The 25,656-nt window shown below is 62.6% G+C and carries 21 protein-coding genes, 3 tRNA genes and 1 CRISPR repeat array; of the genes, 13 read left to right on the plus strand and 11 right to left on the minus strand.

Annotated features, from left to right (window positions below):
- Window positions 1-2: 2 nt before the first annotated feature.
- On the minus strand, window positions 3-3,038 hold the full coding sequence (fdnG, locus tag ACYQ3G_RS08740; protein WP_459824905.1) for a formate dehydrogenase-N subunit alpha: 3,036 nt from the start codon (window positions 3,036-3,038) through the stop codon (window positions 3-5).
- Window positions 3,039-3,360: 322 nt separating this feature from the next.
- A complete protein-coding gene (locus ACYQ3G_RS08745; RefSeq protein ID WP_459824907.1) occupies window positions 3,361-4,218 on the minus strand; it encodes a transposase in 858 nt (285 codons plus the stop codon).
- Window positions 4,219-4,477: 259 nt separating this feature from the next.
- On the opposite strand from ACYQ3G_RS08745, the gene ACYQ3G_RS08750 reads away from it, so the two are divergent.
- From ACYQ3G_RS08750 to ACYQ3G_RS08780, 7 genes are read left to right on the plus strand one after another with little or no spacing between them, the layout of a single operon-like run.
- Entirely contained in the window at window positions 4,478-5,704 is a 1,227-nt protein-coding gene (locus ACYQ3G_RS08750; protein ID WP_459824910.1) for an ABC transporter substrate-binding protein, read from the plus strand.
- Complete coding sequence (locus ACYQ3G_RS08755; protein WP_459824913.1) at window positions 5,701-7,755, plus strand: ATP-binding protein; 2,055 nt, start codon at window positions 5,701-5,703, stop codon at window positions 7,753-7,755. The genes ACYQ3G_RS08750 and ACYQ3G_RS08755 overlap by 4 nt, the downstream gene beginning before the upstream one ends.
- A complete protein-coding gene (locus ACYQ3G_RS08760; protein WP_459824915.1) occupies window positions 7,752-8,465 on the plus strand; it encodes an STAS domain-containing protein in 714 nt (237 codons plus the stop codon). The genes ACYQ3G_RS08755 and ACYQ3G_RS08760 overlap by 4 nt, the downstream gene beginning before the upstream one ends.
- 34 nt (window positions 8,466-8,499) lie before the next feature.
- Window positions 8,500-9,045, plus strand: a complete 546-nt coding sequence (locus ACYQ3G_RS08765) for a peroxiredoxin family protein (RefSeq protein WP_459824917.1) — start codon at window positions 8,500-8,502, stop codon at window positions 9,043-9,045.
- A 3-nt stretch (window positions 9,046-9,048) separates the two neighbouring features.
- Entirely contained in the window at window positions 9,049-10,668 is a 1,620-nt protein-coding gene (locus tag ACYQ3G_RS08770; protein WP_459824921.1) for a rhodanese-like domain-containing protein, read from the plus strand.
- Window positions 10,665-11,144: a MauE/DoxX family redox-associated membrane protein gene (locus ACYQ3G_RS08775; protein ID WP_459824924.1), complete on the plus strand. Its 480-nt coding sequence runs from the start codon at window positions 10,665-10,667 to the stop codon at window positions 11,142-11,144. The genes ACYQ3G_RS08770 and ACYQ3G_RS08775 overlap by 4 nt, the downstream gene beginning before the upstream one ends.
- A complete protein-coding gene (locus ACYQ3G_RS08780; RefSeq protein WP_459824927.1) occupies window positions 11,144-11,452 on the plus strand; it encodes a hypothetical protein in 309 nt (102 codons plus the stop codon). Before ACYQ3G_RS08775 ends, ACYQ3G_RS08780 begins: the two co-directional genes overlap by 1 nt.
- A 146-nt stretch (window positions 11,453-11,598) precedes the next feature.
- Here ACYQ3G_RS08780 and mobA read toward each other — a convergent pair whose 3' ends face one another.
- Window positions 11,599-12,180: a molybdenum cofactor guanylyltransferase gene (gene mobA / locus ACYQ3G_RS08785; protein WP_459824930.1), complete on the minus strand. Its 582-nt coding sequence runs from the start codon at window positions 12,178-12,180 to the stop codon at window positions 11,599-11,601.
- A gap of 355 nt (window positions 12,181-12,535) precedes the next feature.
- Window positions 12,536-13,420, minus strand: coding sequence for a formate dehydrogenase accessory protein FdhE (locus ACYQ3G_RS08790; protein ID WP_459824933.1), 885 nt, complete (start codon window positions 13,418-13,420; stop codon window positions 12,536-12,538).
- A gap of 157 nt (window positions 13,421-13,577) precedes the next feature.
- Between ACYQ3G_RS08790 and ACYQ3G_RS08795 the strand changes: the two genes are divergently transcribed.
- The 6 genes from ACYQ3G_RS08795 to ACYQ3G_RS08820 all read left to right on the plus strand — a co-directional run bounded on the left by ACYQ3G_RS08795 (window position 13,578) and on the right by ACYQ3G_RS08820 (window position 17,482).
- The gene (locus tag ACYQ3G_RS08795; RefSeq protein WP_459824935.1) at window positions 13,578-13,991 is read left to right on the plus strand and encodes a winged helix-turn-helix domain-containing protein; all 414 of its coding nucleotides are present in this window, start codon (window positions 13,578-13,580) and stop codon (window positions 13,989-13,991) included.
- A 3-nt stretch (window positions 13,992-13,994) separates the two neighbouring features.
- Window positions 13,995-15,233 carry a molybdopterin molybdotransferase MoeA gene (locus tag ACYQ3G_RS08800; protein ID WP_459824937.1) on the plus strand — a complete coding sequence of 413 codons (1,239 nt, stop codon included), beginning with the start codon at window positions 13,995-13,997 and terminating at the stop codon, window positions 15,231-15,233.
- A gap of 14 nt (window positions 15,234-15,247) precedes the next feature.
- The gene (locus ACYQ3G_RS08805) at window positions 15,248-17,182 is read left to right on the plus strand and encodes a molybdopterin biosynthesis protein (RefSeq protein WP_459824939.1); all 1,935 of its coding nucleotides are present in this window, start codon (window positions 15,248-15,250) and stop codon (window positions 17,180-17,182) included.
- Between the two features lie 57 nt (window positions 17,183-17,239).
- A tRNA-Gly gene (locus ACYQ3G_RS08810) sits at window positions 17,240-17,315 on the plus strand.
- 10 nt (window positions 17,316-17,325) lie between these two features.
- Window positions 17,326-17,400, plus strand: a tRNA-Cys gene (locus tag ACYQ3G_RS08815).
- 7 nt (window positions 17,401-17,407) lie between these two features.
- Window positions 17,408-17,482: transfer RNA gene (locus ACYQ3G_RS08820), tRNA-Gly, on the plus strand.
- A 144-nt stretch (window positions 17,483-17,626) separates the two neighbouring features.
- Window positions 17,627-19,266: a CRISPR direct-repeat array (repeat unit 33 nt; unit sequence GTTTCAATCCACGCCCTCCACGCGGAGGGCGAC).
- Window positions 19,267-19,443: 177 nt separating this feature from the next.
- On the opposite strand, the gene cas2 is transcribed toward ACYQ3G_RS08820, so the two are convergent.
- From cas2 to cas5c, 7 genes are all read right to left on the minus strand, one after another.
- Entirely contained in the window at window positions 19,444-19,734 is a 291-nt protein-coding gene (gene cas2, locus ACYQ3G_RS08825; RefSeq protein ID WP_459824941.1) for a CRISPR-associated endonuclease Cas2, read from the minus strand.
- A 4-nt stretch (window positions 19,735-19,738) separates the two neighbouring features.
- Window positions 19,739-20,770, minus strand: a complete 1,032-nt coding sequence (cas1c, locus tag ACYQ3G_RS08830) for a type I-C CRISPR-associated endonuclease Cas1c (RefSeq protein WP_459824943.1) — start codon at window positions 20,768-20,770, stop codon at window positions 19,739-19,741.
- Window positions 20,767-21,387, minus strand: a complete 621-nt coding sequence (gene cas4 / locus ACYQ3G_RS08835; RefSeq protein WP_459824945.1) for a CRISPR-associated protein Cas4 — start codon at window positions 21,385-21,387, stop codon at window positions 20,767-20,769. The genes cas1c and cas4 overlap by 4 nt, the downstream gene beginning before the upstream one ends.
- 53 nt (window positions 21,388-21,440) lie before the next feature.
- Complete coding sequence (locus tag ACYQ3G_RS08840; RefSeq protein WP_459824947.1) at window positions 21,441-22,316, minus strand: HEAT repeat domain-containing protein; 876 nt, start codon at window positions 22,314-22,316, stop codon at window positions 21,441-21,443.
- A 72-nt stretch (window positions 22,317-22,388) separates the two neighbouring features.
- Entirely contained in the window at window positions 22,389-23,249 is an 861-nt protein-coding gene (cas7c, locus tag ACYQ3G_RS08845; protein WP_459824950.1) for a type I-C CRISPR-associated protein Cas7/Csd2, read from the minus strand.
- A 2-nt stretch (window positions 23,250-23,251) separates the two neighbouring features.
- Window positions 23,252-24,991, minus strand: coding sequence for a type I-C CRISPR-associated protein Cas8c/Csd1 (gene cas8c / locus ACYQ3G_RS08850; protein ID WP_459824953.1), 1,740 nt, complete (start codon window positions 24,989-24,991; stop codon window positions 23,252-23,254).
- A complete protein-coding gene (cas5c, locus tag ACYQ3G_RS08855) occupies window positions 24,988-25,656 on the minus strand; it encodes a type I-C CRISPR-associated protein Cas5c (RefSeq protein WP_459824955.1) in 669 nt (222 codons plus the stop codon). Before cas5c ends, cas8c begins: the two co-directional genes overlap by 4 nt.

A 25,656-nucleotide genomic window follows, 5' to 3' on the forward strand; every position in this document is an offset into this window, starting at 1 on the left:
CCTTACGCTTTCTTCACGTTGACCATGAAGGCCTTGCTTTCCGGGATGCCGGTATTCGGGTCGCCGACGGCCGGGGTGAGCAGGTTGGCGGCGTCTCCGCCGTCCTTGGGCCAGACCCAGCCGAAGTGCCAGGGAATGCCGACCACGTGGACCGGATTGCCCATGACCTCGAAGGGCTTGAAGCGCTTGGTCACGATGGCGATGGCCCAGAGCTGACCGCGGGGGTTCTCCAGGATGACCTTCTCGCCGTTCTTGATGCCTTTGAGTTCAGCCAATTCTTCGCTCATTTCGCAGAACATCTGCGGCTGGGCTTCCGTCAGCCAGGGCAGCCAACGGGTCAGAACGCCCGTCTGCCAGTGTTCGGTGACACGGTAGGTCGTGCAGACAAAGGGGAAGCGCGGGTCGCAGGTCGTGCGCTTGTGGGCCTCGTCGGCGAACAGCAGGGCCGTGGGGTTGTTGAGCGTCTTGGAGAAGGGATGCTCGGTGACCGGGCATTCCAGCGGCTCGTAGTATTCGGGGAAGGGGCCGTCGTTCAGGCCGGGGCCGTAGAGGGCGCCCATGCCGTGCTGCTGCATGATGAACGGGTGCTTGGCGCCGGCGTCGCCGCCGCCGTCGACCACGTCGATGAGCCACTTCTTGTTGGCGGCGTCCCAGGCCAGGACGGGCTTGTTCGGTGCCCAGGGCTTGCCTTCGAGGTCAACGCTGGCGCGGTTGTAGATGATGCGGCGGTTGACCGGCCAGGACCAGGTCCAGTTCGGGTAGAGGCCGATCTTTTCCTGTTCGGGCGTCTGGGTCTTGTCGCGGCGGGCGGCCATGTTGCCTTTGTCCGTGTAGGAACCGGCGTAGATCCAGTTGCCGGAGCATGTCGAGCCGTCGGCCTGCATGATCAGGAAGCTCGGCAGCTGGCTGCCGGCCTTGTACACGGTTTCCTTGCCGTCGGGTCCCTTGATGGTCGTGTCCTTCAGGAAGTAGCCGTTGATGAGCTTGGCCGTCTTGTGCGGGTCGAAGGCGTGCCCGTCGCCCCAGTCGTCGACGTTCAGGCCGAGGATCGGGTCGGGGAAGGCGCCCTTGTCCTTCTTGTAGAGTTCGCGGATCTTCAGCGCCAGTTCATAGATGATGTCGCCGTCCGGCTTCGTGTCGCCCATGGGCTTCGGGCCGGCGTAGCGCCACTGCATCCAGCGGCCGGAGTTGGAGATGGAGCCTTCCTTTTCCACCGATACGCAGCAGGGCAGGAAGAAGACTTCGGTCTTGATCTTCTTGGGATCGACGCCCGGGCCCTTCCAGAAGGAGCCGGTCTCGTTCTCGAAGATGTTGACGTTGACCATCCAGTCCAGTTTGGCCAGGGCTTCGCGGGTCTTGTTGGAGTCCGCGCCACTGGCGGCCGGGTTCATGCCCCAGGCGAAGAAGCCCTTGAACTGGCCCTTGAGCATCTTGTCGAAGAGGACCAGCCAGGAGGCGTTCTGGCCTTCATCCAGCTTGGGCAGCCATTCGTAGGACTTGGCCGGCTCGGCGTCCTTGTAGAGGGCCTTGAGCAGGCTGGTCATGTACTTGGGCTGGTGCTGCTTCCAGTTGACGCTCTTGGGGTCCTTGCTGACCGGGGTGATGCCCTTCAGGTAGTCGTCGTAGACGGTCTGGTTGGCTCTGGGGGTCGGCAGGTAGCCGGGAATGATGTGGAAGAGCAGGGCCTGGTCCGTGGAACCCTGGACGTTGGATTCGCCGCGCAGTGCGTTCACGCCGCCGCCGGCCACGCCCATGTTGCCCAGCAGCAGCTGGATCATGCTCATGGCGCGGATGTTCTGCACGCCGACGGTGTGCTGGGTCCAGCCCATGGCGTAGAGGATGGTGCCGGCCTTGTCGGGCTTGCCCGTGGCCGTGTAGGCCTTGTACAGGGCCAGCAGCTTGTCTTCGGGCGTGCCGGAGATGGAGGACACTTTCTTGGTGTCGTAGCGGTCGTAGTGGGCCTTCAGGAGCTGGTACACGCAGCGGGGGTCCTTCAGGGTCATGTCCCGCTTGGGAACGCCGTTCTCGTCCATCTCGAAAGCCCAGGACTTCTTGTCGTACTTGCGTCCGGCCTCGTCGAAGCCGGAGAACAGGCCGTCCTTGAAGCTGAAATCCTTGCCGACGATGAAAGAGGCATTGGTGTACTGGAGAACGTATTCCTTCTGGATCAGGTCATTGTCCAGAATGTACTTGATCATGCCGCCCAGGACACCGATGTCGGAGCCGGAGCGCAGGGGGACGTACAGGTCAGCCTTGGAGGAGGTGCGGGTGTAACGCGGGTCGACGTGGATGACGGTTCCGCCCGCTTCCTGCGCCCTGTTCACCCACTTCCAGCAAACGGGGTGGTTTTCGGCAGCGTTGCTGCCCATGATAAGAATGCAATCACTGTTCTTGAAATCGATCCAGTGGTTGGTCATCGCGCCGCGTCCGAACGACTCTGCCAGAGCCGCAACAGTTGCGCTGTGTCAAATACGTGCTTGGTGCTCTATGTATGTCAGCCCCAGACTGCGGAGGAAGGACTGGTAGATCCAGCACTCCTCGTTGTCCATGGCTGCCGAGCCGACGGAGGCCAGGCCTTCGGTGCGGTTGACGACCTGGTCCTTGGCGTTCTTGACGGTGAAGGACTCGTCGCGGACCTTTTTGACGCGCTTGGCGATTTCCGTGATGGCCCAATCCCAGCTCTTCTCTTCCCACTTGTCGCTGCCGGGGGCGCGGTACTGGACCTTGGTGATGCGTTTGGGGTTTTCCGCCAGCTGGAAGTGGGCGGCGCCCTTGGCGCACAGTGCGCCTTCGCTGATGGGATGGTCGGGGTCACCTTCGATGTTGATGGCGCGTCCCGTCTTTTCGTCGGTGGTGACGATGAGACCGCAGCCTACCGAGCAGTAGCAGCAGACCGAGGTGGTTTCCTTGCCTTTGCGCAGGCTCATGAGCTGCGCGTGGGCCTTGGTCGGCGCCAGATCAAACCCCAGGCCTCCGAAGGCCGTGACCGCGGTGGCCGCGGCAGTGAGTTTGACGAATTCTCTTCTTCCCAGTTTCATGCAGTTCCTCCTGACAATGTTTCTGGTGTTACCTGCCACGAATTTCACGGCCAAGGCTTATCAAAAGCCGGCGGCCAGACGGAAACGGCGTATCGAGGCGTGGGGCGACGGCGGGCTTCTTCATGGAGCCCACGATCCTCACCACCGTCCTGGCGGTCAGAACCGCCTGGAGATCGAAGCCCAGACCCGAGAAGGGCATCATGTCCCAGCTGGGGGACTGCCCGTAATTTCTCGCTCCGGATGGGCAAACTTTCGATACGGTTTCCGATTTTTCCATGATTTGAGCTAAGAAGGAAAAATCGAAGAAGTTGCAAGAAGATGCTTATTCCTCAAAGTCCGGCACCATGGCGCAGAGGTACTCGGCCAGGATGGGGAAAATGTCCTCGTTCTTGTGGTTGTAGCGGAATTCCAACTCTTTGATGTAGAGCGGGAAGTTTCTGGGCGAGATGCCCTTGAGGCGGCGGAACCACTCCTTGGAGAAGGACCAGAAGCCCTTGGACGAGTCGATGTGGAGGCCCTTGTCGGCATGGCGGATGTTGTAGATGGAGGACAGCTGGCTGCCGCCCGTCAGCAGGGCCGCGTACTGCTTGAAACGGTCGGTGTAGATGATCTTGCCCAGGCTCGCGGTCTTGAGGTGGAAGTTCATCTTGAAGTGGACGATGCTGTCACCGTCGAGCTCGGGGATGAGGTCGGCGAAGACATGGGTGCCGCGCTCGACGATGCCGAAGACGGGCATGCGCCCGCCCCGGGTGCTCATGTCCAGATGGAATTTGCCCGACTTGGAGAAGCCCAGCCCCTCGATGGAACGGACGATGAGTCGCGCGTCCAGGGAATGGGCCAGGATGGCCATGCGCAGAGTCGTCACGGCCTTGTAGGCCGTGTTGTAGGTGACGCCCAGCTGTTCGGCCATGCGCCCCGTTGGGACCTCAAGCTCGAAAAGCTTGATCAGCCTGAGCCACTGCCTGGGGGAGAGGTTTCCGTTGTTGAGGAAACGCTGGCTGAAGTCGTGAAAGGTATAGGCGCAGCGCGCGCAGCGGCGTCTGCCGCCCTGCAGGGTGTACAATTTTCGGCTGCGGCATTTGGGGCAGATACGCTGATGGTTTTTCCAGCAAAATTGCAACAGGTATTTTCTTGCTGAATTTTCATTTTTAATCAAATTTTCAAATGTTTGAAAATCCATTTTATAAAAATCCTGTGCAAAAGTTTGGGTAATATGGTGTTTCTGCTCTTCTACCCAGATCTCGTTTAGTCTTGGTGTGACTGGATTTCATTATGTCCAAAAAGGCATAATTCGTCCCTCCCTTTGGGTATGAATTCATGCTTTGGCACAGGGTAGTGCTTTTGGGCCCCCAGCGCAACCGTCCTTCGCACAGTGGCGCATGTCATACTTTTCAGGTAGTCCGTTCCAGGCACGAATCGTAATTCATCAGGAGGCTCTCGTGCACCATCGGCTACACATCGTTTTGCTCGTCCTGTGCGCTTTCGCCCTTGGGTCATGCCAGGAGGCCGAAGTGCAGATCCCTCTCGCCCCGGTGGCTTCGGGAGTGACCGACACGGAAGTGACCTTCGGCTCCTCCCTGCCCCTGCAGGGCCATGCCGCCTATCTCGGCCAGGAAACCCTGCGTGGGGCCATGAGCTACATCAAGTATGTCAACGAGCAGGGCGGCGTGCATGGACGGACCATCCGCATCATCACCCGCGACGATTCCTACGATCCTCCAAAATGTCTGGACAACACCCAGCGCTTCCTCATCGAGGACAAGGTCTTCGGTCTGTTCTGCTACGTCGGCACGCCGACGACGGTCAAAACTCTGCCCCTGGTGGAGGAAGCCCAGATCCCGCTCCTGGGCATGTTCACCGGCGCCAACGCCCTGCGCGAGCCCTTCATGCCCTACCTCATCAACGTGCGGGCCTCCTATTACCAGGAGACCAGCGCGGCGGTGGAGCACATGGTCCAGGACCTCAAGCTCACGCGCATCGCCGTCTTCTACCAGTACGACGCCTACGGCTTCGACGGCCTGACCGGCACGGAGTTGGCCCTGAAGCGTTTCGGCCTCGAACCCGTGGCCAGGGGCAGCTACATTCGCGGCACCCACGACATCCGCGAGGGTCTGGAACGCATCCGCGAATCCGGGGCCGAGGCCGTGGTCATGATCGGCACGTCGGACCCGTGTGCGAATTTCATCCGCAGGTCCCTGGATACCGGATTTTCGCCCATCTTCTACATGGTGTCCTTCGTCGGCGCCAAGGAGCTGTCCAGGAATCTGCTGCAGACCGAGACCAACGGCGTCAACGTGGTCATGTCGCAGGTCGTGCCGCCGCCCATCCGCCGCGACGGCACCGTGGCCGAAAGCGCCGGGGAGTTCGTACGGCTGCTGGACGAGCACTACCCCGGCGAGGAACCGAACTTCGTGGGCTTCGAGGGCTACATCAACGCCAAGGTGCTGGTGGAGGGGCTCAGGCGGGCGGGGCGTGACCTGACCCGGGAGTCGTTCCAGGCGGCCATCGCCTCCATGACGGACTTCTCCCTGGGCGGGGACGTGACGCTGTCCTTCGGCCCCGTCGACCATCAGGGCATGGACAAGGTCTACTTCACCCGCCTGCACGAGGGGCGCTTCCTCCTGCTCGACAACTGGGCCGAGCTTCGCGGGGAGGCCAGACCATGAAGCCCTATGCGCGCATTTCTCTCAAGAACAAGATCTTCGTCTCCATCCTGGCTGTCATCCTCATCATCAGCGTGACCATCGCCCTGCTGGCCCGATGGATCCTCATCTCCGGCCTGACCAAGGAACTGGAGCAGCGCGGCGTGGCGGTGGCCCACTCCATCGCCGAGCGCGGCGGCGGGCTGGTCCTGGACAAGAACTACCCGGAACTTCTGAACCTCATCTTCGACGAGGCGCGCCTGCGGGAACGCCAGCACCTCATCAACTACATCTTCGTTCTGGACCGGGGCGGGCAGGTCCTGTCCCACACCTTCACCGTGCCCTTTCCGGAGCCCCTGAGCACCGCCAACCCCATCGCCGAGGGCAGCGTGCACAGCGTGCGCCTCGTGGCCGTGGGCGCCCTGACGTCCTACGACATAGCCGTACCCATGAACGAGGGCCTGTACCGCATCGGCACCGTGCACGTGGGTCTGAGCAAGGAGCACATCGACAAGCTCGTGGCCAAGCTCAGGTTCATGTTCTTGGGCTTCATCTCGGCCGTCATCATCATCATCTTCTATGTCAGCCACCGCATCTCGCGCTACATCACGAGCCCCATCTCACGGCTGACCAACATCTCCGACGAGTTGAGCCGCGGCAATTTCGACGTGCATCTGGACCTGGGCGAGGGCCTGGACTGGGCCGTGACCAACTGTCCGGCCTACAAGGACACGAACATGCCGTGCTGGCATTTCGACGAGCAGGGCCGCAAGTCGCGCAAGGCCGAGGGCAAGACGGGGCAGGTCTGCGCCACCTGCCTCTTCTACCGCAAGCGCGAGGGCGACGAGGTCATCCAGCTGGCCGATTCCTTCATGAGCATGGTCTGGTCCATCCGGCTCTACCGCAAGCGCCTGCAGGAATCGGAGATGAAGTACCGCTCCCTGTTCGACTCCGGCCCCGACCCCATTTTCGTCGTGGACTGCGACACGGAGCTCATCCTCGACGCCAACCCGCGCACCGAGGAACTGTACGAGTACGCCAAGGACGAACTTCTTGGGCTGTCCTTCACCAGGCTCGGCCACGAGCAGGTCAAGGAGTGCCTGTCCTACCTGGAGGACGGCCGTTCCAACACCGGCTGCGTCTATTACCCGAAGGTCCTGCACTACAAGAAGGGCGAGCGGCCCTTCTACGTCAACATGCACGCCTGCCCCATCAGTTACGGTGGCAAGCGGGCCATGATCGTGGCCGTGACGGACATCACCGAGATGATGGAGAAGGACGCGCAACTGGTGCAGGCCGCCAAGATGAAGACCCTGGGCGAGATGAGCGCGGGCATCGCCCACGAGATCAACCAGCCCCTCAACGCCATCAAGATGGGCAGCGAGTACCTGAACCTGCTCATCGAACAGAATCGCGAGGTCAGCGTGTCCCAGATCAGGGACATGGCCACGGAAATCAGCCAGCAGGTGGACCGGGCCACGGACATCATCAACAACCTGCGCGCCTTCGGCAAGAAGTCGGGCCTGGTCATGGAGCGGGTGGACATGAATGAGCCCATCCGCGGCGTGCTGTCCATCATCGGCCGCCAGTTCTCCATCCAGCGCATCACCATCCGCCTGGAACTCGGCGACGACCTGCCCGTCATTAAGGGGCACAACAACCGCCTGCAGCAGGTTTTCTTCAACCTGCTCAACAACGCGCGCGACGCCATCCAGGAGAAGATGGAGTCCGAGCCCGGCATGTGGGGCGACATCCTCGTGCGCACCTACGCCCGCGACGGCAGGGTCTACGCGTCCTTCTCGGACAACGGGCCGGGCATCGAGGATTCGGTGCGCAACAAGATCTTCGAACCCTTCTTCACCACGAAACAGACCGGCAAGGGCATGGGCCTCGGCCTGGCCATCACCTATGGCATCGTCCGCGACTACGGTGGCACCATCACCATTGACAGTCGGCCGGGAGAGGGTACGACGTTCGTGCTCAGCTTCCCGTGCGCCGAGGGGCTTCAGACGCCCGAACCAAAAGCAGGCCGGCCGCAGCCGCTCCCGGCCCAAACCAGCAGGATACCCGAATGACCCAAGAAAAAATTCTGGTTATCGACGACGAGAAGGCGACCCTCAAAATGTTCCGGCTTTTTCTGGACGTCTACGGATTCGACATCCTGACGGCGGAATCGGGCGAGGAGGGCCTCGACGTCTTCGAACGCGAGCGGCCGGACATTGTCCTGACGGACATCAAGATGCCGGGCATGGACGGCATCGAGGTCCTGCAGGAGATCAAGCGGCGGTCGCCCGCCACGGAGGTCATCGTCATCACGGGACACGGCGACATGGACCTGGCCATCCAGGCCCTGAACCTCGACGCCGCGGACTTCATCAACAAGCCCATCCAACGCCAGAGCCTGGAACAGGGCCTGTCCCGCGCCCGCGAGCGCCTCAAGCTGGCCAAGAGCCGGCAGAACGAGGTCCGCACCAGGCCCCATGGCCGGGCGCTGGTGGTCGAGATCCAGGGCAGCGTCAGTTCCCACAGCGAGCCCTACCTGCGCGAAGCCTACACCAAGGCCAGGGAGGCGGGGAGCGGGCGCATGGTGCTGCATTTCGACCCCAACACCTCGGTCAACGGCGCGGGGATCGCCATCCTGACCCAGTTGGTCCTGGAGAGCGAGAAGGACGGCATGGAGATCGTCATGGCCGGGCTTTCCGAGAACTTCCGCAAGGTTTTCGGCATCGTGGGCCTGAGCCGCATGGTGCAGATCTTCGACACCCTGGACCAGGCCTGCGCCTAGCGCATCCCGGCCCCGCCAACCGCAAGGAGTGAACATGACCGTCTTCATCCGCCTGATTTTCTGCCTGCTGCTGGCCTTTCCGGCCGCCGCCCTGGCCGCCCCGCCTGAAGTCGGTCAGACCATGCCCGCCCTGACCCTGCCCGTGCCCCAGGACCAGGCCGGTCAGGAAATGCTCGGGGTGCAGGGCAAGACTTCCTTCACCCTGGCCGACCTGCCGGGCGAACTCGTCTTCATCGAGGTCATCGGCGTTTATTGCCCCCAGTGCGTCAAGCAGTCGCCGGGCTTCAAGTCGCTTTTCAACCGCCTGAGCAAGGGCAAGACCAAGGGGCGCGTGGCCATGTTGGCCCTGGCAGCCGGCGGGAACGACGCCGAGATTCGGCAGCTGGCCTCCACGGGGCAGTACCTTTTCCCCATCGTCAGCGACCCCGACTACGCGGCGCACAAGGTGCTGGGCGAGCCCCTGACGCCCTTCACCATCATCTGCAGGCCCGGCGGCGAGGTCCTTTACACCCATCTGGGCATCGTCGAGGACGTCGATGGCCTCTACCAGCAGATCAAGGCTCTGCTCGACAAGGGGTAGGCCATGACAGGCGCTTCCCGGCCGGAAGGCGACATAGACCGCGCCAGGTACCAGTTCAGAATCCTTTCGGATACGGCCGCGGAACTGAGCGGGGTCAGGTATCCGCACAAGATCCTTGAATCCTTCGCGCTCTCGGCTCAGGGCGGGGTCGGGGCGCGCGGCTCTTTCGCGGCCATTCTCGGGGCGGGCGGGTTCGAGCTGCTGGCCCATTCCAGCCTCTCCAGAAATCTCACCCCCGAATACGCCGCGGTGCTGCGCAGCCATCTCGACGCCCTGGAAGGGGAGCGCAGCGCGCCGTATTTTGTGCCCTCGCTGCAGGGAGAGCTCTGCCCCGGGCGCTGCGAACTGCTTCTGGTCTGCCCCCTGGACGAAGGCAAGGACGGCGTCCTGGGCCTGGAAGCCAATCTGGCCGGGCGGCCCTACGACGAGAACGACCGCCAGCTCGTGTCCGGCCTGGGCACCCTTTTCCAGACCAGCCTGCGTTTCTCGCTCTTCGCTGCCCGCGTCGAACTGCTCAACGCCGAACTGACCAAGCGCAACGATACCCTCGACCGCCAGATCTTCCACCTGAGCGCCCTGCGCGAGCTCTCCCGTGAGATCATTCGCGTGGACATGGCCGAGGTCATGGATTCCCTGCTGCTGACCATCCTCGGACATTTCGTCCGCCCGCGTGGGGTTCTGGTCCTTCACGACCGGGGGACGGGCGCAACCCTGACGAGCGCCAAGGGGGGAGCGGAACAGCCTCGGCTGAGCGCGGCGGAGATAGATCGCCTTTTCTTCCTGTGCCTGGCCGGGGCCCGAGAGAAGCACCTCGAACCCCTGCGGGTCGAACCCGTGGAGCGGCTTGAGGCCGTGTCGGAACTGCCCCTAGGCTTTGCGCCGGACCGCGCCTTCATCTTCATGCTGCGCGAAAACCTCTACGGCGTCCTGCTGCTGGGGCGAAGTCTCGACCCCACGACGGAAGCCGAGGACGAACTTTTGCAGGCCTTCGTCTCCCAGGGTGTCATGCATCTCAAGAACGCCGATTCCTTCGCCACCATCAGCGCCCTGAACGCGGACCTGGCGCGCCAGAATGAGGAACTGCGCGCCACCATCGCCGAACTGACCCGCGCCCGGGACCGCATCAGCGTGCTCGAGGCCGCCGGCCGGCGCATCGCGTCGGTGGTGCACAGCAAGGCCCAAAGCCTCGAACGCGTGCGGGCCGTCGATTTTCTGCTCATCCTGCTGCTGGGCCTCGGCCTGGCCCTGGCCTTCAACACGCACAACCCCCGCGGCATCCCCCTGGTGGAGCCGCCCGGGGTCGTGGTCGAGTCCATCTCCAAGGAAAGGGCCCTGGCCCTCGTGGCCGACGAGGACGCCCTTTTGGTGGACGCGCGGCCGCGCGAGTTCTTCGAGCGGGAAACCGCTCCCGGCGCCGTCAACGTCCCGGCGCAACTCTTCGATCTGGTCTACATGATGCAAATGGCGTCCGAGGACCCGCAGCGGCCCATCGTGGTCTTCGGCCGCAGCGTCAGCAGGCGCTACGACCTCACGGTCGCCCGCAGATTCCTGGGCCGCGACCACGAGCGGGTCTTCATCGTCACGGACGTCCGGCCCCGCGATCTGTACGGAGGGGCGAAATGACCCGGCGCATCCTGAACCTGCTGACGCATCCCGGCCTGGCCCTGATCCTGCGCCTCTACCTGGCGGGGGTCTTCATCTACGCCAGTCTGTACAAGATCAATTTTCCGGCGGAGTTCGCCGACAACATCGCCGGCTATCTCATCGTGCCGCACTGGCTGGTCAACCCGCTGGCCGTGTTCATGCCGTGGCTCGAACTCGTCAGCGGCCTCTTTCTGCTGGCCGGGGTGCGGGTGCGGGCCGCGAGCCTGATCATCTCCGGCATGCTGGCCATGTTCACCGTGGCCGTCGTCGTGGCCCTGCTCCAGGACACGCCCATCAACTGCGGCTGTTTCCAGAGCGTGGGCGAGGCCATTTCCTGGTGGACGGTGCTGCGGGACCTCGTCTGGCTCGGCATGTCGGTTCACGTTTACCGTTACGACCGGCTGGTGCATATGGATCGCCTGTTCATGGTCAAACCCGAGGAGCTTGGACTGTGATGAAGAAGATGGTGTGGCTGATGCTCGCGCTGTGCCTGGCCTGTTCGAACCGGGCGGAGCTGGACGGCCGCTACGAGGCCCTGCATCACGGGCCCGGAGGGAAGGTCGCCGCGGTCATGACCCTGGCCGATGACGGGAGCGGGAAGTGGGAGATCGAAGGCGAGGTGCTGCCGTTTTCCTGGTCGGTGACGCCTGGCGGCCTGCGGGTGCACACCCGTGACGGGGCCGTCATCGAGGGGTTCATGGAAGGCGGCGCCGTGCGCCTCGACGTGCCGGGAGTGGGAATGCTCCTGTTCAGGCGGCGCTAGCAGCCGTCCCAAAACGGGATCTTCCGCGTCAGCGAAAAATCCAGGACGCGCAGTGTACTTTCGGATACATGCGCGGTCTGGCTTTTTTTGCGTCCGTGCATCGCGCCATGTTTGAAGGGCCGGCGAATTCCGGGTTTTTCAGGCAGCTAGGGGCGGTCCGGCGTGTCGCGCAGGAGCCGCAGATCGTCGGGATAATTGACGTTGAAGAAGAAACGCCTTTCCTCCTCCGTATAGCTCAGGCAGTGACGCTGTTCGGCCGGGATGAGACGGCCGAGCTTGTAATGGCCGTCGCGCACACCCGTCTCCAGAAGCGGCAGGGCCCCCGGTTCGTAGATGGCGACGAGATTCTCGAAGAAGTCCGAGTCCATGAGGCGCCAGGCCGTGACAAGGGCCCCCGCGGGGCGCGTCTCCCTGGCTTTCAGCAGGCGGGTGACGAAGCTGTCCTCCATGAAGGGCAGGTCGCAGGCCAGCGCGAAGACCGGACCGCCCAGCCGTTTCAGGGCCGTCATGATCCCGCCGGCCGGGCCGATGCGTTCCGTCTCGTCGACGATGACGGGCCACGGCGCCGGAACCCGCTCCGGGTGGCGGCAGGAGACGTAGACTTCCGGCATGTGCCGCCGCAGCAGCTCCGCCGAGCGCACCAGCAGGGTCCGCCCTTCGTGGACCACATGGGTCTTGTCCTGTCCGAGCCGGGAGGATTGCCCCCCGGCGAGCACCAATCCGTACATGGCCTTCCTTGTGTGCCGCGCTTCCGGGCGGGAGGCGCGGCGTTGCGGTTCGCAAGAGTAAAAGAGCGTGAAGATTAAGGCATGGATTCCCGCCTACCCATCCGGGCACACGTTCGCGGGAATGACGTAAGGACCGTACGCCCTGCTTCAGTGTCATTCCCGCGAAGGCGGGAATCCATGCCTTTCATGCCGCTTTGTCATGCAGAAAATGAAGATGGATTGCCGCGTCGAAGACTCCTCGCAATGACGTTTGTGGCAGGGCGTCATTGCGAACTTGTGCGTGTGCGGCAATCCGTGTCCCGTTTTTCTTTTCGGTGTCTGAGTCTTCGCGGCGGGCCGCAGTCAGCCGGCGACTCTAGAACCCCCAGGCTGAGAGGGTGGGGCGCTTGTATTTCTTGTCCCGGGCGACGATGTCCAGGGCCAGCGATTCCAGATCATCCATGAGGGGCAGGGTGCGGCGGTCAAGATTCCGGAAATCCGTCTGCTTGATGTACATCTTGCAGCTTTTGCAGGCGTTGATGCGCACGCCAGGCTCTTCCTTGGCCTCGTAGTATTCGAGCTTGGCCATGTCCTTTTCCAGGCAGAACGGACACTGCAGGCGTACGGCGTGGTATTCGGCGTGGCAGAAGCCGCAGATGTTGTAGCGGAACCCTTCCTTTTCCCGCAGGTCCGACATGATGGGCATGCTTCCGCACAGGGGGCAGTGGCCGTGGGACCATGATTTTGTCAGGTCGGTCCTGGCGGCCAGTTCCAGCGCGGCGCGTTCCAGGGAGGGCGTCATGGCCGCCTGAACGAGCATGGGCAGGGTGCGCGGAGCCGAAGGCGTTTCCTTGGCCCAGCCGGAGAACCAGGCTTCGTCGCCGTTCAGATGGGCCTGCATGGCGGCGTCGAGGTCGAGCCTGCCGTCCTCGACGGCCTTGGAGATGATCGCGGCCGCCTCGGCCAGGGCGGGGATGCTCGACGGGAGGAACCCCAGAAATTCGTGAAAGAGCGCCGTTGCCTGGTCGCGGTCGAAGGGGAAGCGGCTGCGTTCCGTCATGGGTGCTCCCTGGGACTGCTGCAGGGCGTCCGCCACCTCCATGGTTTGGGCGGCAGGCACGTTAGCCTGGTCGCGGGATTCGAGTTGCCGCGTATAGATTTTTTCGACCAGATCGATCAGTTCCGTGGGCAGAAATCCGCGGGTTCTGCAGGCGGCGATCTTTTTGACGAGCAATTCCTGTGCTTTCCGGGCTTCGAGCATGAGCGGTCTCCGTTGATGAAGGGTGAGGAACGGGTCCGTTCCTACCGTGTCTGACGTTACATCACAATGCTTGTTTTGCGACGTGCTTTGCATTAGAGAATTATCTGTTGAATTTCCGACACCTTATCCAAGCGAGGCGAAAGCCGAGGGAGGGAACATGACCGATTCCGCGATGGGCGAAACCCTGACCATGCGTCTGCATCTCTGGTTCGAGCGTGACGAGAAGATTTTCCTGGGCATCGGAAGGGCCCTGCTGCTGGAGAAGATCGAGGAGTACGGATCCCTGCGGCAGGCCGCCACGGAAATGAAGATGTCCTACCGGGCGGCGTGGGGCAAACTCAAGGCCGCCGAGGAGAGCATCGGCAAGCCCTTGGTGCAGAAGGTCAAGGGCAAGGGGCAACGCTACGAGCTGACTCCTGTCGGACGCCAGCTGGCCAGGCAGTTCATGCAGTTGCAGCAGGACGTCGAGGCCTTTGCCAAGACCAAGGCCCAGGAGCTTTTCGGGGACAACGTGCAGTATTACGCCGACGCCTACCCAGAACACAAGCTTTCGTCCTTCAAGCCGGAGTAGGTCATGGATCACGGTTTCTTCCGGGTCATCAGCCCGGCCAGATTCTGCGAACTGCTGTCCGCCTTCCAGGCCGTCGGCAGCGAGGATGTCCCCCTGGACGATTGCCTGGGCAGGGTTCTGGCGGCCGACGTCCCGGCCGGTGAGAACATACCGGCCGTGGACCGCTCCTGCATGGACGGCTACGCCGTGCGCGCGGCCGAAACCTTCGGCGCCAGCGAAGGCAACCCCGGCTACCTGGAGCTGATGCGCAGCGCGGCCATCGACGAGGTCGTCAGCCACCCGCTGGGCGCGGGCGAGTGCATGGGCATCGCCACGGGCGGCACCCTGCCACCTGGCGCCGACGCCGTGATCATGGTCGAGCACACCCAGATGCTGGGGGAGACCACCGTCGAAATCCGCAAGACCGCGACTCCGGGCGAAAACGTCATGCTTGCCGGCGAGGACGTGGCAGTCGGCGACGTGGCCCTGCCCGCCGGTCGGCGGCTGCGCCCCCAGGACGTGGGCCTGCTGGCCGCCCTGGGCCGGACCTCCCTGAACGTCTTCCGCCTTCCGCGCTGCGGCATCGTCTCCACGGGCGACGAACTGGTGCCCGTGGACGCCGCGCCGCGTCCCGGCCAGGTGCGCGACGTCAATTCCCACACCCTGGCCTGCCTGGCCCGCCAGACCGGGGCCCTGGCCCGCAACCACGGCCTGGTCCCGGACGTGCGCGAAGCCCTGCGGCGGGCACTGGCCGAAAGCCTGGCCGAGAACGACGCGGTCATCATCTCGGGCGGCAGTTCCATCGGCACGCGCGATCTGACCATCGAGGTCCTCGAATCCTTCGAGGACGCCGAAATCCTGGCCCACGGCGTGTCCATCAGCCCCGGCAAGCCGACCATCCTGGCCCGCGTCGGGGGCAAGCCCGTCCTTGGCCTGCCCGGACAGGTCACCTCGGCCCAGGTGGTCATGCTCGTCTTCGGCCAGCCCCTGTTGCGTCATCTGGGCGGCGAGGCGGGCGCCTTCGACCCGGGGGGCCGGGTCATGCGCCGGGCCGTGCTCGGGGCCAATCTGTCCTCCAAGCCCGGCCGGGAGGACTATGTCCGCGTCAGGCTGGAGGACCGCGACGGCCGCCTCACGGCCATGCCGCGTCTGGGCAAGTCGGGGCTGCTGCGCACCATGCTCGACGCCGACGGCCTGCTGCGTCTCGACGCGTCCCTGGAAGGCCTGACGGCCGGCCGGGACGTGGACGTCTGGATTTTCTAACCACTGCGGGATTCATGAAACAGCGAAACATCTATCTGAAAACGGTGCCGGTGGCCGAGGCCGTGGCCCTGGCCATGGCAGCCCTGGACCGGGAAACCCTTGTCCGGGCCGAGACCGTGCCCTCGCACCAGGCCTGCGGCCGGGTCACGGCGGCGCCCGTGTACGCCGTGTGTTCCTCCCCGACCTTTCACAGCGCGGCCATGGACGGGTACGCCGTGCGCGCCGAGTCCACCTTCACGGCCCGCGAAGGCCGTCCCGTGCGGCTGTCCAAGGGCAGCCAGTGCGTGGCCGTGAACACGGGCCATCCGCTGCCCGCGGGCATGGACGGGGTGCTCATGATCGAGAAGGTCGTGCGCGAGGACGACGGGGCCATCGAGATCGAGACCCCGGTCTTCCCCATGCAGCACGTGCGCCGCATCGGCGAGGACATCGTGGCCACGGAGCTGCTCCTGCCCCAGAACCGGACGCTCTCCCCCTACGACGTGGGGGGCCTGTTGAGCGCGGGCATCTGGGAGGTGCCGGTCTGGGAGAGGCTGCGCATGGATTTCATCCCCACGGGCGACGAGGTCCTCGACTTCACCTTGCGCCCGTCGCCGAAGCCCGGTCAGGTCATCGAGAGCAACTCCCAGGTCTTCGCCGGCCTGGCCGCGGGGCAGGGCTGCCTGTTCACCCGCGTGAACCCGGTGCCCGACAACGAGGAGGCCCTGACCGCGGCCGTTTTGGCCGCCGTGGACGGACCGGCCCACGTCGTGGTCGTGGGGGCGGGGTCCTCGGCCGGGTCCAAGGATTTTTCGCGCTCCATCATCGCAGGGCTGGGGCAGGTCCTGGTCCACGGCATCGACGTCATGCCCGGCAAACCCTCCATCCTGGGCGTGGTCAAGGGCAAGCTCGTGGTCGGCGCGCCCGGCTACCCGGTCTCGGCCGTGGTCTGCTTCGAGGAACTGCTCATTCCTCTGCTGTCCTGGCTGTCCCGCAGGACCGTGCCGGCGCGGCCCGTCGTGGAGGCGGAGCTGTCGCGCAAGGTGCCTTCCAAGCTCGGCACCGAGGAACTGGTCCGCCTGGCCATCGGCCGGGTAGGTGAGAAGTACGTGGGCACGCCGCTTGGCCGCGGCGCGGGCATGCTGACGACCCTCATCCGCGCCCAGGGCGTGACGCGCATCCCGTCGGACTCCGAAGGGACAGAGGCCGGGAGCCTGGTCCGGGCCGAGCTGCTCGTGCCCGAGGCCGAGCTGGACCAGACCCTGGTCGTCGTCGGCAGCCACGACAACATCGTCGACGTCCTGGGCAACGAGCTCATGGGGCTGCCGCGGCCCGTGCGCATCTCCTCCAGCCACGTCGGCTCCATGGGCGGCCTGACGGCCCTCAAGAACCGCTCGGCCCTCATGGCCGGGACGCACCTTTTCGATGAAGGGAGCGGGGATTTCAATTTCCCCTTCTTCCGCAAGTACCTGCCGGGCCTGGACGTGGCGTGCGTCAACCTGGCCATCCGCCATCAGGGCCTCATCGTGGCCAAGGGCAACCCCCTGGGCATCCGGGGAGTGCAGGATCTGGCCAGACCTGACGTGCGTTTCATCAACCGCCAACGTGGGGCAGGCACGCGCATCCTCCTGGATTACCACCTGAAACAGGCCGGAATCGACCCGCGCCAGGTGCAGGGCTACGACAAGGAGGAGTTCACGCACATGGCCGTGGCCGTCAACGTCCTGACCGGCACGGCGTCCTGCGGGCTGGGCATCTACGCCGCGGCCAAGGCCCTGGGCCTGGATTTCGTGCCCCTGGCCCGTGAGCGCTACGATCTGGCCTTTCTGCCGGAGTTGGCCGACTGGAAGATCGAGACGGTTCTTGAACTGATCCGCTCCGAGGCCTTCAAGGCCCGCATCGAGGCCCTGGGCGGGTACGAAACGACGCTGACGGGACGCATCATGGAGCCGGGCCTGGGTTTAGGCTAACTCCTTATTTTTGCTTGACGCTACTGCGCACCGTGCAGTAGCTGCATGACCTCGCGGGCGGGAGTAGCTCAATGGCTAGAGCATCAGCCTTCCAAGCTGAGGGTTGCGGGTTCGAGTCCCGTTTCCCGCTCCACGAGAAAGACGGCGGCATAGCCAAGTGGTAAGGCAGAGGTCTGCAAAACCTCCATTCTCCAGTTCAAATCTGGATGCCGCCTCCATAGACCAGCGGGAGTAACTCAGTGGTAGAGTGCAACCTTGCCAAGGTTGAAGTCGCGGGTTCAAATCCCGTTTCCCGCTCCAGATGACACGCCGGCCCAGAACCGGCTCAAAACAAAAACAAACCCTCGTCGTAAGTTGCGGCGAGGGTTTGTTTTTTGGCGTTGTCTCGATGAGGCGGACGACCAGCATGTCGCCTCTGATCGTGCGCAAGGTCATCAAGACCATGTTTCAATCCACGCCCTCCACGCGGAGGGCGACTATGCGTTTTGGCGGCAAAACTGATATTGCTGGCGTTTCAATCCACGCCCTCCACGCGGAGGGCGACCACGCCAGTTCAAAGCACCGTCTCCACGATCAGGTTTCAATCCACGCCCTCCACGCGGAGGGCGACTCCCTCCACTCGACGCCAGCCTGGCCCTCGGCGGCGTTTCAATCCACGCCCTCCACGCGGAGGGCGACCTACATTCCCCGCCGCGTCACCGGCAATGCCCACGTTTCAATCCACGCCCTCCACGCGGAGGGCGACATGGTGCTCGAAGCCGTACAGGTTGACGATAATGTTTCAATCCACGCCCTCCACGCGGAGGGCGACGTGGATATGGGTAATGACGTTGCTAATCATTGTAGTTTCAATCCACGCCCTCCACGCGGAGGGCGACGCGTCCATGATCGAGGCTATGCGTTTGGCGTCGAGTTTCAATCCACGCCCTCCACGCGGAGGGCGACTTCGGGGAGGACGGCGCGCGAGAGGTCTGCCGGGTTTCAATCCACGCCCTCCACGCGGAGGGCGACTGCCTTGTGCCCCGGACAGTACCGGGACGTAGTCGTTTCAATCCACGCCCTCCACGCGGAGGGCGACACGACGCATTAATACCTCCTACGTTACTATCAGTTGTTTCAATCCACGCCCTCCACGCGGAGGGCGACCCAGATACAACCACCAGACTTTGACCTGACAGAGTTTCAATCCACGCCCTCCACGCGGAGGGCGACGTGGTGATAGGCACCGCATCAAAGAACTGTTTTGTTTCAATCCACGCCCTCCACGCGGAGGGCGACATCATCGCCTTCTACGGCGAGGGCGCGGACGAGGTTTCAATCCACGCCCTCCACGCGGAGGGCGACGCCAGCAGGCGCCAGCCCCGTGGCGACTTGCCCGTTTCAATCCACGCCCTCCACGCGGAGGGCGACGCTGGGCATCCTGGTGCCGCTTGGGCTGCGGGTGGTTTCAATCCACGCCCTCCACGCGGAGGGCGACATGACAGCCCATTCTGGGACACCTTCTATCCACCGTTTCAATCCACGCCCTCCACGCGGAGGGCGACATGATGCAATGGAAGACGAGGAGCAAGAGGAAGTGGTTTCAATCCACGCCCTCCACGCGGAGGGCGACCTCAAGTATTCCTGAGTGATCCCAAACTCTTTTTCTGTTTCAATCCACGCCCTCCACGCGGAGGGCGACCTGACGGCCTTCCCGTGGCCCTCGGCACGAGCGTTGTTTCAATCCACGCCCTCCACGCGGAGGGCGACATGGACGGACGGCAAGACAAATTCTGGCGAGTGGTTTCAATCCACGCCCTCCACGCGGAGGGCGACCGCAAACCGACGCAGCGCCTGCCCGCCAGCGGCGTTTCAATCCACGCCCTCCACGCGGAGGGCGACCATATAGCGTTAAGGTTTATATATCTGCTTGGGTGTTTCAATCCACGCCCTCCACGCGGAGGGCGACCGCCCGGCACAACGCGCTGGGGGAGGCGGTGAAGGGTTTCAATCCACGCCCTCCACGCGGAGGGCGACTTGATTGGACCGTTGAGGTCGAGGAGGAGTGATGAGTTTCAATCCACGCCCTCCACGCGGAGGGCGACTGTTGGGTGCAAAACATGTTGGTATCATTGCGCTCCTCAAGACGATTCCGCGAATCATGTCGGAGAAGTCACAAATGTTCCGTTCGCCACCAACCAAATCCAATATTTGCAAACCAAAACAAATCGTTCCCGTAATCGCGAACCTACCAGGAAAAACGGGGCCGCTTGGGGTTCGCGCTACAAAATCAAGGGGCCTTCCGGGTCATACGCGGGCTTGGCACCTACATGTTCGATCTTTCGTTTCCATTTGGCGCCCAGATAGTAGAAACGCAGGCTGTCCTTCCGCTCATCCATTTCGGTCAGCAGCCTGTGCTTGAGCCTCGCCCATTGCGCCGGATCGACCACGCATTCGAATACGGAATACTGCACCCGCTGCCCGTAATCCTGACAGGCTTTGGCGATGCGCCGCAGACGTCTCTCACCCCCCGGGTCCTCGAAACTCACGTCGTAGCTTATGAGTACCAGCATGTCGTCATTTCCCCACAAACGGCGGATATCCATCCACGTCGCCGCGAAGCCATCTCGCCATGAGCATGGCCTGTACATGGAAGACGAGCCCCATGGAAATCCGCTCATTCAGAAACGGATGCACGATCTCATCCTGTTTGCGTTTCTGGTAAGCGACCAGCAGCGTTTTTCGGGCGTCATTGGTCATCCTGACCGCACCGGTTTCCAGAATCTCGAAGTCGTCTTTCTTGATTTGCCCCAGATTGATGAGCGAAAGTGCCAGACGGTCACCGACGAAGGCCCTGAACTCTTCCATGACGTCGAGCGCCAGTCCATGGCGTCCGGGCCTGTCCCGGTGCAGGAATCCCACCTCGGAATCCAGTCCGACGCATTCCAGAGCGCTGCGTACATCATGAGCCAGCAGGGTGTAGATGAACGACAGCAGGCAGTTGACCCGATCCAGCGGCGGGCGTCGACTGCGGCCAACAAAGCGGAATTCCGGTCCCCCCGAGAGGATCAGATGGTCGAACACGCCGAAATAACCGTTGGCCGCTTCGCCCTCGATGCCGCGGGCGACATCGAGGCTGACCGGCTGCTGCAGACGCTGCAGGCAATCCTTCAAATGCGAAGCCTCATTGTCCAAGGCTGATCCGTCGATCTTACCGCCATGGTCTCGCAGGGCCCGCTGTACCACGCGTCGGGCGTTGATGATCTTGGCGCTGATGATGGACCTGGCCACCTCTGCGCTTGCCTCCGGAGAATCCGCCCGGCGATACTGCTCACGTCGGAGCAGAACATTGCCGGAAACAGGCCCCTGCACCCGGGCCAGAAAACGCCCGTTCTCGGTCAGGAAACTGAAGCCCAGCCCGCGCTCGGCGGCGAATCCCATCAAAAACGGGCTGCACGAGACCTGCCCGAAACAGACGATGCCGCCGAGGGTATGCACCGGCACGCGCAGCCTGACTTCATTGTCCACGCGCACTGCCACGCATTCCCCGTCCTTGGCCAGATATGCGCCCTGAGTCGTCACGTAGAGCGTATTGAGCAGCTTCTTCATTCGGTGTCCGCCATTGCAGCCAGATACTTCCTGACGCTTTTGCCTCGTGGAAGTTCCGGCATGCACAGATCGATCAGTGAACAGGCCTCGCACTTCGCTTCGTAGTGGGCTGCAGGGGTTTTGCCCGACGCGACCAGTTCATGCAGACGCGCCGATGCTTCGACCGTTTCCTCACGCAAGGCGGCATCGAATGCGACCACCTCTCTTCGTCTGGTCTTTCCGTAAAAAAGCGCCCCTTCGGCGATGGTCACGCCGAGCATCTCCTCCAAGGCCATGGCCTGGGCGCAGAGCTGAATCCTGTCCCAGTTGGCGGCCTTGCTGCGGCCCCGCTTGTATTCGATGGGGTACACATCCCCCTTTTCAGGGCCGAACTCGACCACATCGGCCAGACCGGACATCCCGAGTCGCAGGGAGCGCAAGGGCAGACTGCGTGCGATGCGCCGTCCCGCACGCACAAAATCCTCTCCGGCATCAACCTTTTCGTGAAGGATGCGGCCTTCGGCCGTGAACTGATTCTCCTCCCAGGCCCGCTCGATATGGATGAGCGCGCATTGCCGCTCGCAATAGAGCAGATGCTGCAAGGCCGATATGGGGAGAAGGTCCTCTTCCGTATACACGATGATTGACTTCCCTTACGCTTTGCGACGTCGCGGCTTGGTAGAAGAGCGCGTCAAAGGCAGCGCCTCAGCCTGTCCAGAAGAAGTTCGCGCATGCGCGGTTTGTCTGCCGGGTACAGGGAGATGAGCCGCTTGCCTTGCTGCTGATACAGTTGCTGCTTCTTGAGCATGCCGATCTTGTAGTCTGCGGTCTCCATGCCCCAATACTCGATATAGACATCGAACTCGGGCAGATAGAAATCCGGTCGGATGGCGTAGCCGTCGAGGATGCGAAAGCGTTCGTCGTACCGATAGCGGATGCCCTCGGCGCTCAGGGCCTCGCAGACAAGCCTTTCGCCCTCGGACTGCACCCAACTGCCGTCCTTGGCGCGGATGGTCTTCTGCAGTTCGATCTTGGTTTCGTAGTTGCGGCGCTCCAGGAAGACCTCGTCAAAGCAGTGATCGCAGAATGGTCGCTGAAAGGCTTTGTGGCTGCGCACATATTCGTCGGCAGCCAGTTCCACGCCGCACCGCTGGCAGCAATGCACGACCGCGCGGTCCGCGATATCCGAGGCCGCGCGGATCAGCTTTCCCGCCGTAAGCACGCTGCGCTTGACGTAATCTCGCTCTGCGGGGTTGGCATAGAGATCGCGCAGATCCGGCAGCACGGTCCGGGCTGCGGCCCCATACGAGCCAAGGGCCTTGGCCGCGTACTGTCGCACCTGCGGATGGCCGTCACTCAGCAGCGGATGCAGCGCTTCCACGGCCGGAGCAGGATCCGCCATACCCGCCAGTTTGCCCAGACCCGAGGCCGCAAGTCTACGTACCAGCGGCGACACGGATTTGGCCAGCTCCAGCAGCTCGGGCAGGGCTTGCGGGTCCGCGCTGTTGCCGAGCTCCGTGGCGCGCCTGGCCAGCGTCTTTTCGGTCGAGGCGTTCATGTGTTTCATGACTGATTCCGATTCCTGGGAATCTCCATGGCGTCGTGGCAGTTCGCACCGTCGCGACGCCATGGTGTGCGGTTAGAGTTTTTCAATGGCCTCGACGCCGGCGGGAGCCTGGCCAACCGTGACCGTGTAGTCGGCAAAGGAGCGTGCCGGGCCGGCGGAGCCCTCGGCGCGCCTGATCTGCACCAAATCGAAGAGCTTGTGCGCCGGGGCGTTGCCGAGCTTGTTCTCGTGCCGGAAGACAACGAGCTTGCGGCTGCTCATGAGGCCCCGGGCCGCCGAGCGGTCATGCTCGAACATGTTCGCGAGGGCATCCCAGAGCAGGTCCAGGTCGTCGTCGGAGAAGCCGGTCTTTTCCGCCAGCGGCGCGGAGACAAAGCCGTGCGCCACATACAGGCCGTAGGGCACGATGTGCTTGCGGCCCATGGTGCGCTCCTTTTCGAGATCCTTCTCGTTGGTCACGGCCATACGGGTGATGCTGACTTCCTGCGGGATGATCGGCTCTACGCTTTTGGCAAAGGCAAGTTGCACCGGGCCGCGCACCTGGCCACAGTTGACCTCGGTCGTCATGACCGCGCCGAACGTGCGGATGTCGTAGAAGTTGGCGCACATCCATCCGGTTATTTTTTGCGCATCCTCGAGTTTTTTGGGCAATTTTTTCGCTTCATGCGTCAGCTGGGCTTCGGTGTATGCTTCTAAGTGACTTGTATTCAATACTGATTTCTCCTGAATATAAATGCGAAAACCCGTAGCTCCTTCCTTGGCCAGAGCCACATGATTCCTGATCTTGCGCTTCAGGCACACATCCGTGACCAGCCCATGCCCTGTTTCAGGATCGATGCGCGGCATGTTGCCCGCGTCCGGGTCGCCGTTGGGGTTGCCGTTCTCGACGTCAAAAAGCAGCACGAATTCGTAGCGGTTGGCGATGGCGGTCATGGTTAGTTCTCCTTGCTCTTCTTGGTGAAAAAGTCTTTGCGCTGGTGGTAGTAGCCGATCATGAACAGGCCTTGATCCTCGGATGACATGGTAGTCGGGAAGTCGCTGAAGGCGCTGATAATGTCCTGCATCATGACTTCGTAATGAAAGGCCATCCCTTTCTTTTCGGGGTCTTTGCGCAGCTTGGCCGTGTGGTTGGCCGCGTTCTTGAGCAGCATGTGGAAGACCTGTCCCGGATTGGCCGACGCGGAGGCCAGATAGCGATCCTTGATGGTCGCGCCGGCTCCGGGAATCGCCTCTTCCTGGGCTTTTTCCAGGACGGCGAAAAGTCGGCCAAGCAGATACGGGCGGTCTGTTCTTGCGGGGGCGAGTGACACGGGTACCTCCAACTGTTTGTTTCGCGTGAAAAATGCCTTGATGAGCGCGGCCCGGTAATACGTCACCGCGTGTTCTGCGCGGATGCGGCCGAGCACCGCCGGCAACAGGCTTTGCGGGTACTGCCCGCCGGTGAGCATGGCCCTGGCCACGCCTCCGGCCAGCACGGGCGAGATGTTCTCGCTCTTGTTCAGCGTCGCGGTCTGCCGAAGCAGGAGCCAGAGCGGCGGAAACTCCGGCTCGTTGTCGTACTGCCGGATGATTTCCAGATCCCGGAAATGCCTGCCGATCTTGTGCAGCAGACCGCCCACGGTATCGACTTCCCAGAAACGGATGGACAGGCGGGCGGCGTTGGGAGCCAGGGCCAGTACATAGAAATGCACGGATTCATCCAGGTCGGGCACGATATCGACGGCGTGCTTGCCGGAACGGATGGCTTGGAGCAGGTCGTGCAGCTTGATCGCGGTCTGATGATCGACAGCGGTTTCCGGCTGTGGCGATTGTGACGACGGATCAAAGAGATCGGCCAGAAAATCTTCCGCAGGGCTGGTGCGCTCGGCCCAGAAGACGATTGTGGCGTCGCCGATGGTGATTTTCTGGCGATTTGACGGACTCAGCAGATAATTCAAGGCGGTCACATAGCAAAATGCAGCCTCTTGACTCACGGGAGCATTGATCGATTGCTCCTTTCCGTACGATTTAAAGGCCGATAAATTGAACGACACTATTGACGCCCCAACGGACTGAGCGCCACGAACTCCTTTTATTGACGGATGAAGCCTGGCAATCGGCTTTGAGCATTCCCCGGTAATCAGGCACTGCCCAAGCACCCCCTGTTCTTTTTGGTTCAGACATGTCGCCCACGCCTTGCGTGCAGCAGGACGATCGTGAACAAAGCCGCGTTCGCCCTCGATCCGAAAAACTACATTGGAGCCGATGATTTCTTCAGGATTTGGAAAACCGGAAATATCTTTGTCTTCGTGTTCGAGAAACTTCAAAACGGCCGCAAGACCAAAATCTGAAGGATCGCAATATGCTTTCATATGCTCGATAAAGGCGGAATGGCATTGTTCCGTTCGCCCCTGATTTCCCCTGTCGTCCTTGCCGAGTACATAGTTTGTCGTATCCCAAAGGAAATTGGCTTTGATGCCGCTGGCTTTCTTTTCGGCGATCGGAACCAACATCTTCCGAGGCCGCAACTTCCCGCCATCCTGCTCCCGCAGGTCCTCAATGCCCCGCAAATTCCCATCCCCGTCCAGCACCAGTGCAAAAGAGATGTTCTCCGTGCTGGTGCCATACGGAGGAATGCCCGAATCCGGGTCTGCGCTCATGCGTTCGTAATACCCGTGCAGTGCTTGCAGAATCATGCCCGCACCTCCGGAGACAGACGTGACGGCGGAGCGATCACTCCGTCCTGCATGATGGCCTTGAAGAAGAGCGGGGTCATGTCGCGCTCAAAATCGATGTCCAGCAGCATGTAGCCCAGTTCGCGCTTCTCTCCGGCGTAACAGGACGGCGGGACATCGCCTTCCAGCAGTTCGAAGGACGCCGGAAACTCCCGGCAGCCCAGGCACGGCTGATGGAAGAACTGTCCTGTGCGCGCGCGGCGGTTGAAGATGTCCAGATGCTTGCCCTCGTTGTCCGCCGGTCCGGCCTTGTCGGTCAGTTCGAAATGGGCCTCGATGACGTACTCCACGTTGCGAAGCAGCGTCGCGGCCCGCTGCTGGCGGTTGCCGCCGTCATCGACCAGAAAATAGAGCGGCCTTTTGTCGCGCATGGCCGTGATCGGGTTGGGTTTGATGGGGATCTTGGAGCTGACCTCGTTGCGGCGCACGTTGTCGAAAACGATGGGCCGCAGGACATGGATTCTGTCCACCACCCAGCGGATGGCCGGCTTCCAGTGAATGGCCTCCAGAATACCCCGGGCGGCGGACGGGGTCATGACGTCATAGGACACCCGCTCCACCTTCATTTCCGGCCTGGTGAAGCAGGCATAGTCGCCCCAGACTCGCAGTTTGATGCCAAATGCCAT

It is taken from the genome of Desulfomicrobium salsuginis (genome assembly GCF_054657795.1).

What these genes read in the sequence shown, in the direction of transcription:
- ACYQ3G_RS08745 (WP_459824907.1), bottom strand. Translation starts at nt 4,218, where the DNA reads ATGGATTTTCAAACATTTGAAAATTTGATTAAAAATGAAAATTCAGCA.
- ACYQ3G_RS08755 (WP_459824913.1), top strand. Translation starts at nt 5,701, where the DNA reads ATGAAGCCCTATGCGCGCATTTCTCTCAAGAACAAGATCTTCGTCTCC.
- ACYQ3G_RS08760 (WP_459824915.1), top strand. Translation starts at nt 7,752, where the DNA reads ATGACCCAAGAAAAAATTCTGGTTATCGACGACGAGAAGGCGACCCTC.
- ACYQ3G_RS08765 (WP_459824917.1), top strand. Translation starts at nt 8,500, where the DNA reads ATGACCGTCTTCATCCGCCTGATTTTCTGCCTGCTGCTGGCCTTTCCG.
- ACYQ3G_RS08770 (WP_459824921.1), top strand. Translation starts at nt 9,049, where the DNA reads ATGACAGGCGCTTCCCGGCCGGAAGGCGACATAGACCGCGCCAGGTAC.
- ACYQ3G_RS08775 (WP_459824924.1), top strand. Translation starts at nt 10,665, where the DNA reads ATGACCCGGCGCATCCTGAACCTGCTGACGCATCCCGGCCTGGCCCTG.
- ACYQ3G_RS08780 (WP_459824927.1), top strand. Translation starts at nt 11,144, where the DNA reads ATGAAGAAGATGGTGTGGCTGATGCTCGCGCTGTGCCTGGCCTGTTCG.
- mobA (WP_459824930.1), bottom strand. Translation starts at nt 12,180, where the DNA reads ATGTACGGATTGGTGCTCGCCGGGGGGCAATCCTCCCGGCTCGGACAG.
- ACYQ3G_RS08790 (WP_459824933.1), bottom strand. Translation starts at nt 13,420, where the DNA reads ATGCTCGAAGCCCGGAAAGCACAGGAATTGCTCGTCAAAAAGATCGCC.
- ACYQ3G_RS08795 (WP_459824935.1), top strand. Translation starts at nt 13,578, where the DNA reads ATGACCGATTCCGCGATGGGCGAAACCCTGACCATGCGTCTGCATCTC.
- ACYQ3G_RS08800 (WP_459824937.1), top strand. Translation starts at nt 13,995, where the DNA reads ATGGATCACGGTTTCTTCCGGGTCATCAGCCCGGCCAGATTCTGCGAA.
- ACYQ3G_RS08805 (WP_459824939.1), top strand. Translation starts at nt 15,248, where the DNA reads ATGAAACAGCGAAACATCTATCTGAAAACGGTGCCGGTGGCCGAGGCC.
- cas2 (WP_459824941.1), bottom strand. Translation starts at nt 19,734, where the DNA reads ATGCTGGTACTCATAAGCTACGACGTGAGTTTCGAGGACCCGGGGGGT.
- cas1c (WP_459824943.1), bottom strand. Translation starts at nt 20,770, where the DNA reads ATGAAGAAGCTGCTCAATACGCTCTACGTGACGACTCAGGGCGCATAT.
- ACYQ3G_RS08840 (WP_459824947.1), bottom strand. Translation starts at nt 22,316, where the DNA reads ATGAAACACATGAACGCCTCGACCGAAAAGACGCTGGCCAGGCGCGCC.
- cas7c (WP_459824950.1), bottom strand. Translation starts at nt 23,249, where the DNA reads ATGACCGCCATCGCCAACCGCTACGAATTCGTGCTGCTTTTTGACGTC.
- cas8c (WP_459824953.1), bottom strand. Translation starts at nt 24,991, where the DNA reads ATGATTCTGCAAGCACTGCACGGGTATTACGAACGCATGAGCGCAGAC.
- cas5c (WP_459824955.1), bottom strand. Translation starts at nt 25,656, where the DNA reads ATGGCATTTGGCATCAAACTGCGAGTCTGGGGCGACTATGCCTGCTTC.